Origin of the sequence: Sodalis sp. RH20, assembly GCF_047324205.1 — a bacterium.
GTDB lineage: Bacteria > Pseudomonadota > Gammaproteobacteria > Enterobacterales > Enterobacteriaceae > Acerihabitans.
This window is the reverse complement of the sequence record NZ_CP178733.1, coordinates 732,252-750,391: the sequence shown is the minus strand read 5'-3', so window position 1 is coordinate 750,391 and position 18,140 is coordinate 732,252. Positions and strand designations below refer to the sequence as shown.

Annotated in this window: 15 protein-coding genes; 10 read left to right on the top strand and 5 right to left on the bottom strand. The window is 60.1% G+C overall.

Going from position 1 to position 18,140, the window contains the following annotated elements; genetic code table 11:
• The first annotated feature begins 326 nt into the window (after window positions 1-326).
• The 6 genes from ACL2XM_RS03595 to mepS all read left to right on the top strand — a co-directional run bounded on the left by ACL2XM_RS03595 (window position 327) and on the right by mepS (window position 6,466).
• Window positions 327-1,577 (top strand): sugar efflux transporter, encoded by a 1,251-nt coding sequence (locus ACL2XM_RS03595; RefSeq protein ID WP_413723472.1) that lies wholly within the window; start codon window positions 327-329, stop codon window positions 1,575-1,577.
• 30 nt (window positions 1,578-1,607) lie between these two features.
• Window positions 1,608-2,180: an elongation factor P-like protein YeiP gene (yeiP, locus tag ACL2XM_RS03590; RefSeq protein ID WP_410014302.1), complete on the top strand. Its 573-nt coding sequence runs from the start codon at window positions 1,608-1,610 to the stop codon at window positions 2,178-2,180.
• Window positions 2,181-2,217: 37 nt separating this feature from the next.
• Window positions 2,218-3,708, top strand: a complete 1,491-nt coding sequence (locus ACL2XM_RS03585; RefSeq protein ID WP_413732378.1) for a mannitol dehydrogenase family protein — start codon at window positions 2,218-2,220, stop codon at window positions 3,706-3,708.
• Window positions 3,705-4,685, top strand: a complete 981-nt coding sequence (locus ACL2XM_RS03580; RefSeq protein ID WP_410014300.1) for a CobW family GTP-binding protein — start codon at window positions 3,705-3,707, stop codon at window positions 4,683-4,685. The genes ACL2XM_RS03585 and ACL2XM_RS03580 overlap by 4 nt, the downstream gene beginning before the upstream one ends.
• Window positions 4,686-4,738: 53 nt before the next feature.
• On the top strand, window positions 4,739-5,452 hold the full coding sequence (locus ACL2XM_RS03575; protein WP_413732377.1) for a phosphatase PAP2 family protein: 714 nt from the start codon (window positions 4,739-4,741) through the stop codon (window positions 5,450-5,452).
• A 405-nt stretch (window positions 5,453-5,857) separates the two neighbouring features.
• The gene (gene mepS, locus ACL2XM_RS03570; RefSeq protein WP_410014298.1) at window positions 5,858-6,466 is read left to right on the top strand and encodes a bifunctional murein DD-endopeptidase/murein LD-carboxypeptidase; all 609 of its coding nucleotides are present in this window, start codon (window positions 5,858-5,860) and stop codon (window positions 6,464-6,466) included.
• A 352-nt stretch (window positions 6,467-6,818) separates the two neighbouring features.
• Here the strand turns inward: mepS and ACL2XM_RS03565 are convergent, their stop codons facing one another.
• Window positions 6,819-7,649, bottom strand: coding sequence for a sugar phosphate isomerase/epimerase family protein (locus ACL2XM_RS03565; protein WP_410014297.1), 831 nt, complete (start codon window positions 7,647-7,649; stop codon window positions 6,819-6,821).
• 168 nt (window positions 7,650-7,817) lie between these two features.
• On the opposite strand from ACL2XM_RS03565, the gene ACL2XM_RS03560 reads away from it, so the two are divergent.
• From ACL2XM_RS03560 to yejF, 4 genes are all read left to right on the top strand, one after another.
• Complete coding sequence (locus ACL2XM_RS03560) at window positions 7,818-9,638, top strand: extracellular solute-binding protein (RefSeq protein WP_410014296.1); 1,821 nt, start codon at window positions 7,818-7,820, stop codon at window positions 9,636-9,638.
• 66 nt (window positions 9,639-9,704) lie between these two features.
• Window positions 9,705-10,799, top strand: a complete 1,095-nt coding sequence (locus ACL2XM_RS03555; protein WP_413732375.1) for a microcin C ABC transporter permease YejB — start codon at window positions 9,705-9,707, stop codon at window positions 10,797-10,799.
• Window positions 10,796-11,818: an ABC transporter permease gene (locus tag ACL2XM_RS03550; RefSeq protein ID WP_410014294.1), complete on the top strand. Its 1,023-nt coding sequence runs from the start codon at window positions 10,796-10,798 to the stop codon at window positions 11,816-11,818. The genes ACL2XM_RS03555 and ACL2XM_RS03550 overlap by 4 nt, the downstream gene beginning before the upstream one ends.
• Before the next feature lie 3 nt (window positions 11,819-11,821).
• On the top strand, window positions 11,822-13,411 hold the full coding sequence (gene yejF / locus ACL2XM_RS03545) for a microcin C ABC transporter ATP-binding protein YejF (protein ID WP_413732373.1): 1,590 nt from the start codon (window positions 11,822-11,824) through the stop codon (window positions 13,409-13,411).
• Window positions 13,412-13,435: 24 nt separating this feature from the next.
• On the opposite strand, the gene ACL2XM_RS03540 is transcribed toward yejF, so the two are convergent.
• From ACL2XM_RS03540 to efeU, 4 genes are all read right to left on the bottom strand, one after another.
• Complete coding sequence (locus ACL2XM_RS03540; RefSeq protein WP_410014292.1) at window positions 13,436-13,777, bottom strand: YejG family protein; 342 nt, start codon at window positions 13,775-13,777, stop codon at window positions 13,436-13,438.
• A 370-nt stretch (window positions 13,778-14,147) separates the two neighbouring features.
• Window positions 14,148-15,434: an iron uptake transporter deferrochelatase/peroxidase subunit gene (efeB, locus tag ACL2XM_RS03535; protein WP_410014291.1), complete on the bottom strand. Its 1,287-nt coding sequence runs from the start codon at window positions 15,432-15,434 to the stop codon at window positions 14,148-14,150.
• Between the two features lie 13 nt (window positions 15,435-15,447).
• Window positions 15,448-16,587 carry an iron uptake system protein EfeO gene (efeO, locus tag ACL2XM_RS03530; protein ID WP_413732372.1) on the bottom strand — a complete coding sequence of 380 codons (1,140 nt, stop codon included), beginning with the start codon at window positions 16,585-16,587 and terminating at the stop codon, window positions 15,448-15,450.
• 36 nt (window positions 16,588-16,623) lie between these two features.
• Window positions 16,624-17,454, bottom strand: a complete 831-nt coding sequence (gene efeU / locus ACL2XM_RS03525) for an iron uptake transporter permease EfeU (protein ID WP_410014289.1) — start codon at window positions 17,452-17,454, stop codon at window positions 16,624-16,626.
• Window positions 17,455-18,140 lie beyond the last annotated feature (686 nt).

The following is an 18,140-nucleotide window of genomic DNA, read 5'->3' as shown; positions in this document are numbered from 1 at the left end:
CGTTTCAATAAAGTCTCCGACGTTGGCGGCATGATTGCAAGCGCCCGTCGACTATTCCTGTCGGATCTTTGAAGCGCCGCACAGTTTATCGTTATTCAGGCACGTCCCGGCCCGCCGGGACGGCTTTTGCTGACGCGCTGCTGAAGACCCCCATCCCCCATGCCCGTCGCGGCCTGACCGGGGCCGCCCGCGCAGCGATCCGGCGGCGCGCCTTGCCGCCGGCCGACGTCATGCTGAAGTGGATTTATTTTCGCCGCCGGCTGTTGTTTTTCGCCAACAGGCGTATTATTCGGGCGTCCATTTGTCCTGATCCCGATGCCATTATCATGCACACGCCTATCGCCCTCCCGCGGCGCCTTCCGGATATGACCGCCCCGGCCTTTCTGGTTATCGCTTTTCTCTCCGGCATCGCCGGCGCACTGCAGTTGCCGACCCTGAGCCTGTTCCTGTCCACGGAAGTGGCGGCCCGGCCCTTTATGGTGGGCCTGTTCTATACCGGCAGCGCGGTGATAGGCATCGCGGTCAGCCAGTTCCTGGCCGGCCGGTCGGATAAAAAAGGCGATCGTAAACGGCTGATCCTGCAATGCTGCCTGCTGGGCGCGGCGGGCTGCGTGCTGTTTGCCTTTAACCGCAGTTATTTTGTCCTGCTGGCCTGCGGCGTGTTATTGACCAGCTTCGGTTCCACCGCCAACCCGCAGATGTTCGCCTTGGCGCGCGAACATGCCGAGCAGACGGGGCGCGAGGCGGTCATGTTCAGTTCGGTAATGCGCGCGCAGGTGTCCCTGGCCTGGGTCATCGGACCGCCGCTGGCCTTTGCCCTGGCGCTGGGCTTTGGTTTCAAAGTGATGTATATGATGGCCGCCGTCACCTTCGTGGCCTGCGGCGCGCTGGTCTGGCTGGCGCTGCCGTCGATGCGCAAATCGGCGCTGAAAACCGCCGCGGTGCTGGAGGCGCCCCGCCGCAACCGCCGCGACGCGATGCTACTGTTCGCCGCCTGCACGCTGATGTGGACCTGCAACTGCATGTACCTGATCAATATGCCGCTCTATCTCATCCACGAGCTGCAGCTGCCTGAAAAACTGGCCGGAATGCTGATGGGCACCGCCGCGGGCCTGGAGATCCCGACCATGCTGGTGGCCGGCTATGTGTCCAGGCGCTTTGGCAACCGGCTGCTGATGCGCATCGCCGTCGGCGCCGGGCTGCTGTTTTACCTGGGGTTGCTGGTGTTTACCGCCCCTATGGCGCTGCTGGCGCTGCAGTCGCTGAACGCGGTGTTTATCGGCATTCTGGCCGGCATCGGCATGATCTATTTTCAGGATCTGATGCCGGGCCAGGCCGGCGCCGCCACCACGCTGTTTACCAATACCGGACGGGTGGGCTGGATTATCGCCGGTTCGGCCGCCGGGCTTATCGCGGAAATCTGGCAGTACCATACGGTGTTTTTTGTGGCGCTGCTAATGATTGCCGGCGCCGGTTATTGCATGTGGCGCATTCGTGATGTAGATTCGCCGCTGCCCCGCGACACGCACTTTTCCCCCTTGCCTGAAGGCCCGGGCAACGGTAACGTGTCGCCATAGACTCCGATACAATTATACAGGTCCACTTTGATGGCTAGAGCAAACGAAATTAAGCGCGGCATGGCGGTAAATTACAACGGCAAACTCCTGCTGGTAAAAGACATTGATATCCAGAGCCCAAGCGCGCGCGGGGCCAGTACGCTGTATAAGATGCGGTTTTCCGACGTCCGCACCGGCCTGAAGGTGGAAGAGCGCTTTAAGGGCGACGATATCCTCGAGACCATCAACCTGGTGCGCCGCTCGGTGACGTTTTCCTATATCGACGGCGAAGAATATGTCTTTATGGACGACGAGGACTATACCCCGTACCTGTTCAAGAAAGACCAGATAGAAGACGAACTGCTGTTTATCCCCGAAGGCGGCATCCCCGGCATGCAGGTGCTGACCCTGGAAGGCCAGGTGCTGGCGCTGGAATTGCCGCAAACGGTGGATCTGGAGATTATCGAAACCACGCCCGGCATCAAAGGCGCGTCGGCCAGCGCCCGCACCAAGCCGGCGCTGATGAGCACCGGCCTGACCGTCTCGGTGCCGGAATACCTGAACAGCGGCGAAAAGATCCGTATTCACGTGGCGGAACGTCGCTATATGAGCCGCGCCGACTAACCATTTCCAGGCCAACGGCCAGACGGGGTGCATCATCATGGCGACCCTTGCCTCGCATCACCTTCCCGCCGGGGTGCAACAGCCCGGCTACGATCGCGGCCTGCTTAAGAGCCGCATCGTACATATCGGTTTCGGCGCGTTTCACCGCGCCCATCAGGCGGTAATGACCGATCGGGCGCTTAACGCCGTTGGCGGCGATTGGGGCATCTGCGAGGTCAGCCTGCACAGCGCCGGTTTACTGCAGGCGCTGCGCGCCCAGGATCATCTGTTTACCGTGCTGGAAAAAGACGGCGCCGGCAGGCAGGCGCACGTTATCGGCGCGGTCCGCGAGTCGGTTATCGCGGCAGAGGTCGGCATCGCGGCGGTGCTGGAAAAGCTGGCCGAGCCGCAGGTGGCCGTCGTCTCGCTGACCATTACCGAAAAAGGCTATTGCATCGAGCCGGACAGCGGCGAGCTGGACCGCGCCAATCCGCGCGTCCAGGCGGATATCCTGCATCCCGGGGCGCCTGGCACCGTGCCGGGCATTCTGGTGGAGGCGCTGCGCCTGCGCTATGCGCGCGGCCTCGCGCCGCTGACCCTGCTGTCGTGCGACAATATTCCCGGCAACGGCCAGGTGCTCAGGCGGGCGGTGCTGGGCCTGGCCCAGGCCAGGGATCCGCTGCTGGCGGCATGGATCGGGGAACAGGTGTCGTTTCCGGCCACCATGGTCGACCGTATCGTGCCCGCCGCCACGGAAGAAACGCTGGCTGAGATTGCCGCCCTTATCGGCGTGGCGGACCCCTGCGCCATCGCCTGCGAACCCTTTATCCAATGGGTTATCGAGGATAATTTTGTTGCCGGCCGGCCGGACTGGCAGGCGGCGGGCGCGCAGTTTGTCCCCAACGTCGCGCCGTATGAAGAAATGAAGCTGCGCATGCTGAACGGCAGCCATTCCTTTCTGGCCTGGCTCGGCTATCTGGCCGGCTACCAGCATATCAGCGACTGCATGGCGGACCCGGGCTACCACGCCGCCGTGGCCGCGATGATGGCGCAGGAACAGGCGCCCACCCTGCGCCTGGGCGCCGGGGAAGTGGACCTCGCCGCCTACGCCGCGCAGTTGCTGGCGCGCTTCGCCAATCCGGCGCTGAAACACCGCACCTGGCAGATTGCCATGGACGGCACGCAAAAGCTGCCGCAGCGCATGCTGGACCCGGTGCGCTGGCATATCGCCCACGGCGACGGCTATCCCCTGCTGGCGCTGGGCATCGCAGGCTGGATGCGTTATGTGGGCGGCCGCGACGATCTCGGCGCGCCTATTGATATCCGCGATCCGCTGAGCGACGAGCTGCGGCGCATCGTCGACCACAGCCCCGACGGCGAGCCGCGGGTGCTGGCGCTGTTGGCGCTGCGTTCGGTATTCGGCGCGGATCTGTCCGCCAGCCCCGCCTTTGCCGCCGCCGTCACCGCGGCTTATCTCGCGCTGGCGCGGGACGGCGCCAAAGCGACGGTGGCCGCCGCCCTCTCCCCGGCCGCCCGGGGACGACCATGACCGCCCGCACCACCCTGATTACCGGTTTTCTCGGCAGCGGTAAAACCACTACCCTCTTGCATCTGCTGGCGCAAAAACCGGCCGGCGAACGCTGGGCGGTCCTGGTGAATGAATTTGGCGAGATTGGCGTCGACGGCGCGCTCCTAGCCGACAGCGGCGCAGTGCTCAAGGAAATTCCCGGCGGCTGCATGTGCTGCGTCAACGGCCTGCCCATGCAGGTGGGATTAAATACCCTGTTGCAGCGCAACACCCCCGATCGGCTGCTGATCGAGCCGACCGGGCTTGGCCATCCCAAGCAAATCCTCTCTTTGCTCACCTCGCCGGTATATGAAAACTGGCTGACCCTGCGCGCCACCCTGTGCCTGCTGGACGCGCGCCAGCTCGGCGACGCACGTTACCGCGACAATGAAAACTTCCGCGACCAGCTGGCCGCCGCCGATGTCATTATCGCCAACAAGCAGGACAGCTACCAGCCGCAGGATCGCGTGCTGCTGGACGAGTGGGCCGCCGGGCACGGCGATGGACGCCAAATAGTCGACGCCGTCCAGGGCCGGGTGCCGCTGTCATTGCTGGACCTGCCGCGCCTGAACGCGCGCGAACTGCCCGACGGCGCCCACCATCACGCCCCCCCGGCGCCCAAGGCGGGACTCGCGGCGCTGCGGCTGCCGGGCAATACCGGCTGGCGGCGTGCGCTGAACCAGGGCCAGGGCTACCAGTCCTGCGGCTGGATTTTTGACGGCGCCACCACCTTCGATACCATCGGCCTGCTGGAGTGGGCGCGGCTGGCGCCGGTGGAACGGGTCAAGGCCGTGGTACGCATCCCCGAAGGCACCCTGCAGGTCAACCGCCAGGGCCAGGACTTGCGCATCGAGACTCTGCCCGCACCGCCGCCCGACAGCCGGATTGAATTGATCAATCCCGCCCCGGCGGATTGGAACGCGCTGCAAACGGCTTTGTTGAAGATTCGTTTAAATTAGCAGGAATACTATAATCACCTTAATTTAGTCACTTGTTTTATAGGTGCTGAGTCATGCGTCGCTTACCTGCCGTTATTTTGCTCAATATCCTGGGCATCGCGCTTTTTGTCTCATGGTACCTGCCTTCGCACCACGGATTCTGGTCGCGACTGGATACGGCGATATTCCTGTTTTTTAATCATATCGCCGCCAACAGCCACGCTTATGCCGTATTCCTGGCCGTCACCAACTATCGCGCGTTCGATATCACCTCCCTGCTGGCGATGGGCCTGCTTTACCTCCACTACCTGTTGCGCACCCCGCCGGATCGGCGCTATCAATTGATAAGCCTCGGCATCGTCATGCTGCTTTCGGCGCTGGTGCTTAACCAGCTGGGGCACCTGCTGCCGGTCAGCCGCCCCAGCCCGACGCTGTTTTTCCAAAATGAGGACGGCGTGGTGCGCGTGTCGCAATTTAGCCGCATTCCCACCAAGGACGCTTCCATGGATAGCTTTCCGGGCGACCACGGCATGATGCTGATGATTTTTGCCGCCTATATGCTGCGCTATTTCGGCGGCCGGGCGTTTGCCTGCGGCATGGCTATCGTGGTGCTGTTCTCCCTGCCCCGGGTGATGATTGGCGCGCACTGGTTCAGCGATATCGCGGTGGGATCGCTGTCGGTGGTGCTGGTCGGCCTGAGCTGGTGGCTGATGACGGATGCCAGCGATAAGGCGGTGAGCTGGTTTAACCAGCGCTTGCCGGGCGTGCGCGACCGGCGATATCAATAGGAATTAATTATAGCGGGGGCGGGCTGTGACGGCGTCCGGCGGTCGCCACGTTACGGGAAGGTTGCGGGATCGCCGGCCCACGGGCAACGACAATGCCCGCCCGCCGCCATTCCCGGCAAACGGCGGGGCTTTTTGATCCAATTCTTAACGTTTAATTTAATACTATTTCACATCACCAAAAGTTATAAAATAGTCGATAAAAATCCTCGCTTTCCCTTATTCATTACGGTACCCTCGAATTCGCTGTACTTATACACTGATATTTTCCCGCTAATAAAAATGTGTGAGTAATACCACACAATGCAGGAATAACGGTTGGTCAATCAGTATTTGCGCATTATTCTCGATTCGCTCGGTATTTTATAGCGGCACCGTCGCTAAGGACTTTAAGGGATAACACTTATAATGGTCAAATCTCAACCTATTTTGAGATATGTGCTGCGGTTAATCCCCGCAGTGGCGGCGGCAGTTATGCTTTCCGCCTGTAGTTCTCATGGCAGTCAACAAACAGCTGAGATGCATGCAGTCAACGATAAAAGTGATTTTTTACTGCAAGCCTCTCAGGATCAATTCGAAGATATGGTCCGTAATGTCGATGTGAAGACGAAAATTATGGATCAATATGCCGTATGGAAAGGCGTTCGGTATCGCCTGGGCGGCAGCTCTAAACGTGGTATAGATTGTTCGGCTTTTGTACAGCAAACGTTCCATGAACAGTTTGGCCTGGAATTGCCGCGCTCAAGCAGCGAGCAGCAGGGTATGGGCGCTAAAATCCAGCGCACCAAGCTGCGTCCAGGAGATCTGGTCGTGTTCCATGCCGGTTCCACCGGGCGCCATATGGGGATTTACCTGGGCAACGATCAGTTCGTCCACGCATCCACCACCAGCGGCGTCACCATTTCCAGCCTATCGGAAACCTACTGGAACAAGCGTTATCGGGAAGCACGGCGGGTATTAACCGGCGGCGCCAAGGGGCAGATGACCACGGCAATGCGCGGCAACAGCAACTCCTGATAATTAACGGTTATTATTTAAATGTCCTGAATGCCGAACGAGATAAAAGCCGCCTGCCCTGGCGGTTTTTTTTTGACCATTATTAAAGATTTGTATATCTGTTTTTTTGCTTAATACATATTCTTCGAAGCTCATCACTATTCTCGCCGCTATATTCCCAGCTCCTTAACATATTTGCCTGCATGTTATCAACATATTAATTATTATAATCCGCGTCATTTGTCCGTTTGCCGTTATGCTACCGGCGGCCAGCCCGCCCGCGATTGCGCCATATCGGCTAATTATTAAGCACGATAATATATCAGTTAAGGCAATATATGGGCGCAACATCCCATGCCCGCGGCCGCGCTAATTACGGCCGGCGCGCCGTTATCTCCCGTTCCAGCCACGCCAGCGAGGCAAACCCCTCGGCGGCGATGCGCTGCGGCGTTTCCCGCTGATACCGGTCGCTGAAAATTTCCAGCGACCAGATGCCCCGGTACCCTGCCGCCGCCACTTGGCGCGCAAAACCGGCGACATCCAGGATGCCCTGGCCCGGAAAACAGCGATGATGCCGGCTCCAGGCGTCTACCGGCTGCGACGGCCGCGGGCGCGGCGCGGCATCGGCCATCTGCACGTAAAAGATTTTTTCCGCCGGGATGTGCGCCAGGCCGTCGAGGTTATCCGCCAGGGCCAGGATATGAAAGCTGTCCAGCGCCAGGCCCAGGTTGGGCATGGCGACGGTGCTGACCCGCTCCCAGGCCTGGCGGTAATGATGCACATGGCGCCCCCAGGCCAGGGCCTCATAACAGATGGCGCAGCCATAACGCTGCGCCAACTCGGCCAGGCGCAGCAGATCGCCGTTTTGCGCCTCTTCGTCCGCCAGGGCATCCTGGTCCACCGAACTGCATACCAGCAATTGCCGGCATCCCAGTTCTGCCATGGCGTCAAACATGCGCCCGGCCTCGGCCAGCACGCCGGCGCGGCCGGCCGCGGGCGCCCCGTCGGCGTTGCGCAGCGGCTGCAGCAGCACCGCCTCAAGATCGAGCGCGTCGAGCAGCCGTTTAACGTCGCGCGCGGTACCGGGGAAGCGTTGCAGATCGTCGTCAAACAGTTCCACGGCGTCAAACCCCGCCCGGGCGATGGCCTCAAGCTTTTCCGGCAGGCTGCCGGCCATGGATAGGGTAGCAATGGACTTGCGCACCGTCGTCCTCCTGATTAAAGGGTGTATGGCTTAATAATCTGATTGATAATTTTGACATTAATGGCAAAAAAACCGTTAATGGCATTGTTTTAGGCATTAGTATAATAGACAGCCTTCAGCGGCTTGCCCTTTCAATACTATTTGGTGTTATCCCAGGAGCGTAACCTGATGTTTCCACGTGTTTGGATTGCGCTGATCCTCAGCGTCGTCTGCCTCGGCCCGCGCGCCGACACTATTGACACTATTAATGAAAGCTACGCTTTTGCGCTATTGGGCCAGCCGAAATACCCCAGCGACTTCAGCCATTTTGATTACGTCAACCCCGCCGCGCCCAAGGGCGGCGCCATAACCCTGGCGGCCATCGGCACCTTTGACAATTTTAACCGTTTTGCCCTGCGCGGCTCGGCGGCGATGCGCACCGACCAGCTCTATGACGGTTTATTTATCACCTCGGACGATGAGATGGGCAGCTATTATCCCCTAGTGGCGGAATCGGCGCGCTATCCCAGCGATTTTTCCTGGATGGAGGTGTCCATCAATCCCCAGGCGCAGTATCACAACCATCAGCCCATCACCGCCCGGGACGTGGCCTTCACCTTCGGCAAATTCATGACCGAAGGGGTGCCGCAATTTCGTATTTATTACAAAGGCGTCACGGTAAAAGCCATCGCGCCGCTCACGGTACGCTACGAGTTTCCCAAACCCGATAAAGAGATGCTGCTGGGCCTGCTGACCTTGCCGATTATGCCGGAAAGCTATTGGCAGCATCACAAACTCGGCGACCCGCTGACCTCGCCGCCGCCGGCCAGCGGGCCTTACCGCATTACGTCCTGGCGTACCGGGCAGTATGTCACCTACTCGCGTGTCCGCGATTATTGGGCGGCCAACCTGCCGGTCAACCGCGGCCGTAATAATTTTGACAGCATCCGTTATGATTATTACCTGGACGACAACGTGGCGCTGGAAGCGTTTAAAGCCGGCGCGTTTGATTTGCGCATCGAAAGCTCGCCCAAGCTGTGGGCCACGCAGTACCACGGCGGCAACGTGGAACGCGGCTATATCATCAAGCAGGAAATACCCAACGATGCGCCGGTCGCAACGCCCTGGCTGGCATTTAATATCCAGCGCCCGCTGTTCGCCGACCGGCGGGTGCGCGAGGCGCTGACGCTGGCGTTTGATTTTGAATGGATGAACAAGGCGCTGTTTTACCAGGGGTACCAGCGGGTCGACAGCTATTTCATCAATACCGACTATGCGGCGCGGGACTATCCCGGCGTGGACGAACTGGCGGTGCTGGCGCCGCTGAAAGGCCAGGTGCCGCCGGAGGTGTTTACCGAACGCTACCAGCCGCCGGTATCGGACGGCAGCGGTTATGACCGCAAAAACCTGCTTAAGGCGCTTGGGCTGTTAAAGCAGGCCGGCTGGGAATTAAAGGACCAGCAATTGGTCAACGTCAAAACCGGCAAGCCGTTTGCCTTTGAAATGATGCTGATGAGCGGCAGCAACAGCAGCAATTACATCCTGCCCTTCCAGCACAACCTGCAGCGCCTGGGCATACAGATGACGCTGCGTCAGGTGGACAGCGCGCAGTTTACCAACCGTCTGCGCAAACGTGATTTTGATATGATGCCGTCAAGCTATGCCGCCTTCCCCTACCCCAGCGGCGATTTGCAAATCCTGTGGGGCAGCGCCTATGTGGAATCCAGCTATAACCGCCCCGGCGTCAAGGATCCGGCGGTTGACCGCCTGATCAACGAAATCGTGCGCCACCAGGGCGACGAAAAAGCGCTGCTGCCCCTGGGGCGGGCGCTGGACCGGGTGCTGACCTGGAATTATTTTATGATTCCCCAGTGGTTTTCCCACCAGACCCGTCTGGCCTATTGGGATAAATTCGCCATGCCGGCCGTTAAACCCACCTATGCGCTGGGTTTCGATACCTGGTGGTATGATGTCAACCGGGCGGCCAGGCTGCCCGCGGAACGACGCTGACGCCGGCCGCGGCCGCCCGGTGCGTCCTGCGTCTGACTATCGACAAAGCTCTAAGGGAGGAGCCGCTTGCTAATCTATTTGTTACGCCGTTTATTGCTGGTGATCCCGACGCTTTGGGCCATCATTACCCTGAACTTCTTTATCGTGCAAATTGCCCCCGGCGGACCGGTGGATCAGGCCATCGCCGCCATTGAGATGGGCCAGCAAAGCGGCTTCAGCGCCGGGCACAGCGACCCCGCCGCCCGCGTGCAAACGCTGCACGGCGGCCAGATTGGCGACAGCCAGTACCGCGGCGCCCGGGGCCTGGATCCGGAGGTGATTGCGGAGATTACCCGGCGCTACGGCTTCGATAAACCGCTGCATGAGCGCTATTTCACCATGCTGTGGAACTATGTGCGCTTTGATTTTGGCGACAGCCTGTTTCGCGGCGCCACGGTAATGCATTTGATCAGGGAAAGCATGCCGGTCTCCATTACCCTCGGCTTGTGGAGCACGCTTATCATCTATCTGGTGTCGATCCCGCTCGGCATCAAAAAAGCGGTGCGCAGCGGCAGCGCCTTCGACGTCTGGAGCAGCACGCTTATCATCATCGGCTACGCGATCCCGGCCTTCTTGTTCGCCATCCTGCTGATTGTGCTGTTCGCCGGCGGCAGCTATCTGGACTGGTTCCCGTTGCGCGGTCTGGTCTCGAGCCATTTCGACAGCCTGCCGTGGTATAAAAAAATCACCGATTATCTTTGGCATATCACGCTGCCGGTGCTGGCCACGGTGATTGGCGGATTCGCCACCCTGACCATGTTGACTAAAAACGCGTTCCTGGACGAGATCCGCAAGCAATACGTCACCACCGCGCGCGCCAAGGGGCTGACGGAAAACCAGATCCTCTACCGCCATGTGTTTCGCAACGCCATGCTGCTGGTGATAGCCGGTTTCCCCGCCACCTTTATCAGCATGTTTTTTACCGGTTCGCTGCTGATTGAGGTGATGTTTTCCCTTAACGGCCTGGGGCTGCTGGGGTACGACGCCACCCTGCAACGGGATTACCCGGTCATGTTCGGCACGTTATATATCTTTACCCTGATCGGCCTGCTGCTCAATATCCTCAGCGATATGACCTATACGCTGGTCGACCCGCGCATTGATTTCGAGGGCCGCCAATGAGACTGAGTTCCGTCAACCAGGCGCGCTGGGCGCGTTTTCGCCGCAACCGCCGGGGCTACTGGTCGTTATGGCTATTTCTGCTGCTGTTTATCCTGAGCCTCGCCTCGGAGCTGGTGGCCAACGACAAGCCCCTGCTGGTGCGCTACCAGGGACAATTTTATTCGCCGCTGCTGTTTAACTACAGCGAGACCACCTTCGGCGGCGAGCTGGCGACCAGGACCGATTACCGCGATCCCTATATCGCCGGGCGGCTGGCCGCGCACGGCTGGGCGATATGGGCGCCGGTACGCTATGACTACCGCACCATTAACTTCGCCACCGCCCGGCCCTTCCCGTCGCCGCCAAGCCGGCAGAACTGGCTGGGTACCGACAGCACCGGCAAGGATGTGCTGGCCAACTTATTGTATGGCTTCCGGCTGTCGATGCTGTTCGGCCTGGCGCTGACCCTGCTTTCAAGCGTTATCGGCATTATCGTCGGCGCCAGCCAGGGCTATTATGGCGGCCGGCTGGACCTGTGGGGACAGCGCTTTATCGAGGTCTGGTCCGGCATGCCGACGCTGTTTTTGATTATTTTATTATCAAGCGTCGTGCCGCCGGACTTCGGGTGGCTGCTGGCCATTACCGTGCTGTTCGGCTGGATGGGCCTGGTGGGCGTGGTGCGCGCCGAATTCCTGCGCGCCCGTAATTTCGACTATATCCGCGCCGCCCAGGCCATGGGGGTCAGCGATCGGATGATCATGCTGCGCCATATGCTGCCCAATGCCATGGTGGCGACGCTGACCTTCCTGCCCTTTATCCTGTGCGGGTCCATTACCACCCTGACCTCGCTGGATTTTCTCGGTTTCGGCCTGCCCATCGGCTCGCCGTCCCTGGGCAACCTGTTGCTGGAAGGCAAAAATAACCTCCAGGCGCCGTGGCTCGGCATTACCGCTTTTGTCACGCTGGCCCTGGTGCTGTCATTACTGATTTTTATCGGCGAAGCGGTGCGCGACGCCTTTGACCCCAGCAAGGCGCATTAACCTATGACCACGCCATTGTTAGAAATCAAGGAACTGAGCGTCGCCTTTGGCCAGGGCAATCAAACCCGGCAGGTGGTGGATAAGGTGACGCTGGCGCTTAACGCCGGCGAAACGCTGGCGCTGGTAGGCGAATCCGGTTCGGGCAAAAGCGTTACCGCCCTGTCGGTCCTGCGCCTGCTGCCCCAGCCGCAGGTGTGCTACCCCCATGGCGATATCCTGTTCGCCGGCAAGAGCCTGCTGCATGCCCCAGACGCAACGCTCAGGCGCGTGCGCGGCAATGACATCGCCATGATCTTCCAGGAACCGATGTCGTCGCTTAACCCGCTGCACAGCGTGGAAAAACAGCTGCTGGAGGTGCTGGCGCTGCATCGGGACATGCGCGGCGCCGAAGCCCGCGCCGAAGTGCTGGCCAGCCTCGATCGGGTGGGCATCCGCCAGGCCAAATCCCGGCTGCGGGATTTCCCCCACCAGCTCTCCGGCGGCGAACGCCAGCGGGTGATGATCGCCATGGCCCTGCTCACCCGGCCCAAACTGCTGATTGCCGACGAGCCGACCACCGCGCTGGACGTAACGGTACAGGCGCAGATCCTGGCATTGCTGACCGACCTGCGCCGGGAGATGGGCATGGCGCTGCTGTTTATCACCCATAACCTGAATATCGTGCGCCGTTTGGCGGACAACGTGGCGGTGATGCAGGAAGGCAAATGCGTGGAGATCGGCGGGCGCGACGCCCTCTTCAGCGCGCCGCAACACCCTTATACCCGCCGTTTGCTGGCGGCGGAGCCGGGAGGCGAGCCGCTGCCGGTGCCGCCGGGGGCGCCGGCGCTGCTGCGGGTCGCTAATCTGGGCGTGACCTTTTCCGGGCGCCAGGGGCTGTTTCGCCGCCAGGCGGCGCAAAAAAGCGCCGTACGCGGGGTGTCATTTAGCCTGCGGCGCGGCGAAAGCCTGGGATTGGTGGGCGAATCCGGCTCAGGCAAAAGCACCACGGCGCTGGCGGTGCTGCGGTTGCTGAAATCCGACGGCGAGATCTGGTTTGACGGCCAGCCGCTGCATCAGTTTAACCGGCGCGGCATGCTGCCGCTGCGCCGCCGTATCCAGGTGGTGTTCCAGGACCCGAACTCGGCGCTGAATCCCCGGCTGACGGTGGCGCAAATCGTGGTGGAGGGGCTGCGCGTGCATCATCATTTTTCGGCGCAGGAACAGGACCGGCGGGTGATTGCCGCGCTAAGCGAAGTGGGGCTCGATCCCGACACCCGCCATCGTTACCCCGACGAATTTTCCGGCGGGCAGCGCCAGCGCATCGCCATCGCCCGGGCGCTGATTTTGCAGCCGGACGTGGTAATTCTTGATGAACCCACCTCGTCGCTGGACAGATCGGTGCAGGCGCAGATCCTGCAATTGCTGAAATCACTGCAGGAAAAACACCAGCTGACCTACCTGTTTATCAGCCACGATCTGCAGGTGGTGCGGGCAATGTGTCATCAGGTGATGGTACTGCGGGAAGGGGAAGTCGTGGAACAGGGCGCCTGCCGGCAGGTGTTCGACGCGCCCTCGGCGGAGTATACCCGCCAGTTGCTGCTGGCGGCCGGGTAAGCGCGGCGCGCCCGGGTACTGGTCTTAAGAATAGTACGATGCCGACGCGGGCTCGGCGATGGCCACGCCCATGTTTTTCAGCCGGCACAGGCCGGTGCATTCATCGTCACGGTGCAAAAACAGGCAAGGCTGCCCTTCGCATTCCAGCACCGAGCAGGTGACCTGGATTTCCACCAGGGAACGCGCCAGTTCCCGCATCACTTCCCACGCCGTATCGCCTTCATGGCTTAACAGCGTCAGGCCAATCAGGTCGTTATCGTCGCAATCACCGGCGGATATCGGTTCGACTTTGATGCCGCTAAACCCATTCAGCCAGCGGTAATATTGTGGCAAACGATGCACCACGGATAACTGTAGATTTGTCACTCCACGTCCCCAGACGATTAAACTACTTAGTAACAATTTTATCACAATACTATAATATTAGCGTGACATTAGCAGTCAATATGTTCATAAAAACAGCATAGATAACTTTGAAATGAGAGACAGATCTCTTTTCGGCCTATATGTACCGCGTTAAACGCCGTAGCACAACTGTTTTTTATGCATTTGCATAACTTTAACTGAGCTTATTATTTACATTTTGCGAACAAAAAAATGCCACGGGAGGAAGGATAGGATGCGCTCCCGCCGTCGCGGCGGGTAAAGGGGACGGCGGTTCACAGGAAAATCGACATGCACGCCGGCGCAGGGCAGCCGCGCCGGCAAAGCGGCAGAAGGGGGAAAACCGCCGGCGTTATGCCAGCAGCGACTGCGCCAGATAGCCGTCCTGGCGCTCGACCCCCGGCAGGGCAAAAAAGTAGCCCCCGCCGATGGGCTGGATATATTCTTCCAGCGCCTCGCCGTTAAGCCTGCGCTGCACGGCGAGAAACCCCTGCTCCAGATCCTGCTGGAAGCAGACGAACAACAATCCCATATCCAGCTGGCCGGAGCGGGAAACGCCCAGGGAATAGCTATAGCCCCGGCGCAGCATCAGGTTGCCTTGGGTGGCGGGCGTACGGGGATTGGCCAGACGCATATGGGCATCGAGCGGGATGACCTTGCCCTGCGGATCGCGGCTGTAGTCGGGCACATCATGTTCATTGGCCATGCCCAGCGGCGCGCCGGTGCGCTTATCACGGCCGAAGATGGTCTGCTGCTCGTGCAGCGGCGTACGATCCCAGGACTCGACGTGAAAGCGGATAATGCGCACCGCCTGGTAACTGCCGTTTACCGCCCAGGCGGGTTCATCCGTACCGGCGCCGACCCAGATTACCCGATCCATCAGGCCGGGGTCGCGGGTATCCGGATTGCCGGTGCCGTCCTTGAAGCCCAGCAAATTAATCGGTGTCTCCTTGCCCCGGCTGCGCGCCGCGCTGGCGGAAATAAAGCCTTCGCGCTTCCAGCGCACGCTCAGCAGATCCGGGGTATGCTTAATGATATCCCGCAGCGCATGAATCACCGTGTCGCTGCCGTTGGCGCAAATTTGCAACAGCAGATCGCCATGGCATAAATCAGCGTCCAGCGCATCGTTGGCAAAACGCGTCATCTTTTGCAGCCGCCGGGGTTTCAGCGCGGCGAGGCCGAAACGATCGTCAAACAACGAGTCGCCCACCGCCACCGTGATGGTCAGGTTATCCGGGGCGATATGCTCGCCCAGAATGCCGGAGTCCATCGGCGGCAATTTATCATCCACCGCCGGCGCCTGCCCGCCGGTGGTTAAAAATGCAATCCTCTCGGTCAGCACGCGAAACAACCGCCGCAGATCGTCCTTATCTCCGGCCAGCACGTCAAACGCCACCAGCATCATGGCCGCCTGCTGCGGCGTGGTGATGCCGGCCTGCCGGGGTCCGTAAAACGGCTGGCGCTGCCAGCGCTCGTCGGGTGACAAGGTGCCGGGGGAATGCTCATCGGGAGCAGGAGCCGGCGCCGCCGCCGCGCCGCGCAACGCCAGGGCGCCGCCGAGGGCGCCAAGCCCCTTCAGCCAGCGGCGCCGTGATGGCGACGCCGCCTTACCGCTGTTTTTATCTTTATCAGCACTCATCAGGCGCTCAACCCTACTCCAGCCCCAGCACGCCGCGCAGCAGCGCCAGATCTTCCGCCAGGGCGGTGATCGGGCCTTTGAGCGCGGTGCGATCGGCATCGGTCAGCTTGTCATAAGACGCAAAGCCGTCTTTATTACGGTATTTCATCAGGACGTTATCCACCTTGGCAAAGTTACCGTCAATTTTCGCCAGCAGCGGCGCATCGGCTTTTTGCAGCAGCGGGCGCAGCAGGTTGACGATTTTTTGCGATCCGTCGATATTGGCCTGGAAATCGGAAAGATCGGTACGGCTGTAACGGTCTTCCTCGCCGCTGATCTTACTGGAGGCCACTTCCTCAATCAGTCCGGCGGCGCCGCCGACCACTTTACTCGGCGGGAAGGTCAGGTCGCCGATGCGTTTTTGCAGATCCTGGGTATCTTTATACAATTGATCGGCAAACGGGGCGGTGCCGGCCGTGGTTTTATCGCTGAAGAGGATTTTTTCCAGCCGGTGGAAACCGGTGAATTTCGGGTCGGCGGATTTCTGCTCGAAATCATCTTCGCGGGCATCAATACTGCCGTCCAGATCCGAGAACAGTTCGGCGATAGGCTCGATACGCTCGTAGTACACGCGGGTGGGGGCAAATAGCTTCTGCGCGGTGGCCAGATCGCCTTTCTTCACCGCATCGGTAAAGGTCTTGGTATGGGAGACAAGCTCGCCGACCTGTTGCAGCACATAGACTTTATAATCGGCAATCGGCCCCACCAGCGCCATGGCATCCGGTTTCGCCGCGCCCGCGCCGCCGTCCGCCGAAACCGTCAGCTTGCCCTTCGGATTGCTCAGCAGGCCGCAGGTCATATCGTATTCCCCCGGCTCCAGGGTGGCGGTCATCTTCTGGGTAAAGCCCGGCGCCACGTTCTCGCGCTCCTCGACCACCATCACGCCCTTGAGGATTTCCCACTCCAGCCCTTTCTGGCTGGTGTTATGAATAATAAACTGCGTTTTGCCCGGTTTAACGGTCAGCGCCATCGGATCGCACTGCTTATCGTTAACGGTAATCTTGACCTGGGGAATATCGGCCGCCAGCGCGGGCCAGCCCCATGCCGACAGCACCGGCGCCACCAGTAAGGCGGCAGGAAGAATGCGGCGACGGAAGCGTTGCATATTGGACATTTTTTTACCCTGAATAGTGGAACAATTTAATGGATTTTATCCGGCGACACGTGTCGTCCGGTTGCCCCGCGCAGGCAGGAAAAACATCACCAGAGCCGGCACCAGGTATAACAAATACACGGCCACTTCACTGACGGTGGGCGCTTCCTGATAACCCAGCAGCCCCTCAAGCAAGGTGCCGAACAACGATTGGGTGGACAGGGTGGCGCTGAAATCAAACGCGATTGCCTGGAAACCATTCCATAATCCCGCTTCGTGGAAAGCGCGAATTGCCCCGGCCGCCAGCCCCGCGGCCACAAACAGAATAAACAGGCTGGTCCATTTGAAAAACTTCTCCATGCGCAGGCGGATGCCGCCGTAATACATCAGCATCCCCAAGACGATGGCGCAGGCCAATCCCAACACCGCGCCGATGGGAGCCTCGATGCCCACGTCCTGCTGAAACGCCGCCAGCAAAAAAAACACCGATTCCAACCCCTCGCGGGCCACGGCAAAAAACACCATGCCCACCAGCGCCCAGCCCTGCCCGCGGGCATTGCTGAGCGCCTGATCGACGGCGCTTTCCAGCTGGGCTTTAATCGAACGGGACATCTTGCGCATCCAGAACACCATCCAGGTAAGGATGAGGACCGCCAGCACCGCCACGATGCCCTCGAACAGTTCCTGTTGCTTTTGCGGAAATTCGCCGGTAGTTTCGTTAATGACGACACCCACCGCCAGGCACAACAGCGCCGCGCTTAGCACGCCCACCCACACCGCTTTTAGCCAGCGGCCGCGGCCGGTCTTTTTCAGATAGCCGGCGATAAGGCTCACGATCAGCGCCGCCTCGAGACCCTCACGCAGCATAATCAGAAAAGGCACAAACATACCCATCACCTCGATGCTTTTGGGGGCGATAAAAAGTAAAGAAACGTCAATTAAAACGATATTGATTATCATTACGAGGAAAAGAAACACAAGCGCAGATTTGCGACTATTTGTAACCGACGCGCTACAAAAGGTTTCAGGATAAATAAAAGGTAAAGGGGGCGTCAGGGGTTAAGTGGTCTCGGTGAGGGTTTTGTTTGCTGTGCCTTGGTTTGCCTTGTGGCAGGGTTTATGCCGCCTCGGCGCGGGTTTTATTTGCTGTGTCTTGGCTTGACTTGTGGCAGGGTTTATGTCGCCTCGGCGCGGGTTTCGCTTGCTGTGCCTTGGCTTGCCTTGTGGCAGGGTTTATGTCGCCTCGGCGCGGGTTTCGCTTGCCGTGCGTTCGGCGGTTATATGGAATGCTGGGTGCCGGCAAGCGACAAAGAGGCCGTACCGCGACGGCCTCCTTGACCTCCGCGCGTCCGGCAGATCGTGCGCCGCTGCGCGGTTCCCGGCATCACGCATCCCGGCTTTGGGACCGCACGGGACGCGCTCCCGGCGCGGCCCTTAGCTTTCGCCGCTCCCGGCGGCTCATCCAGCCGGGATGCGCGCTGCCGGCGCACTCTATGCCGGCACCACGTCAACACCATCGTCTGTGAGTAAAATAGCGTTTTTTGGTAGTAAGTAATATGCACGTACCGGGAAAA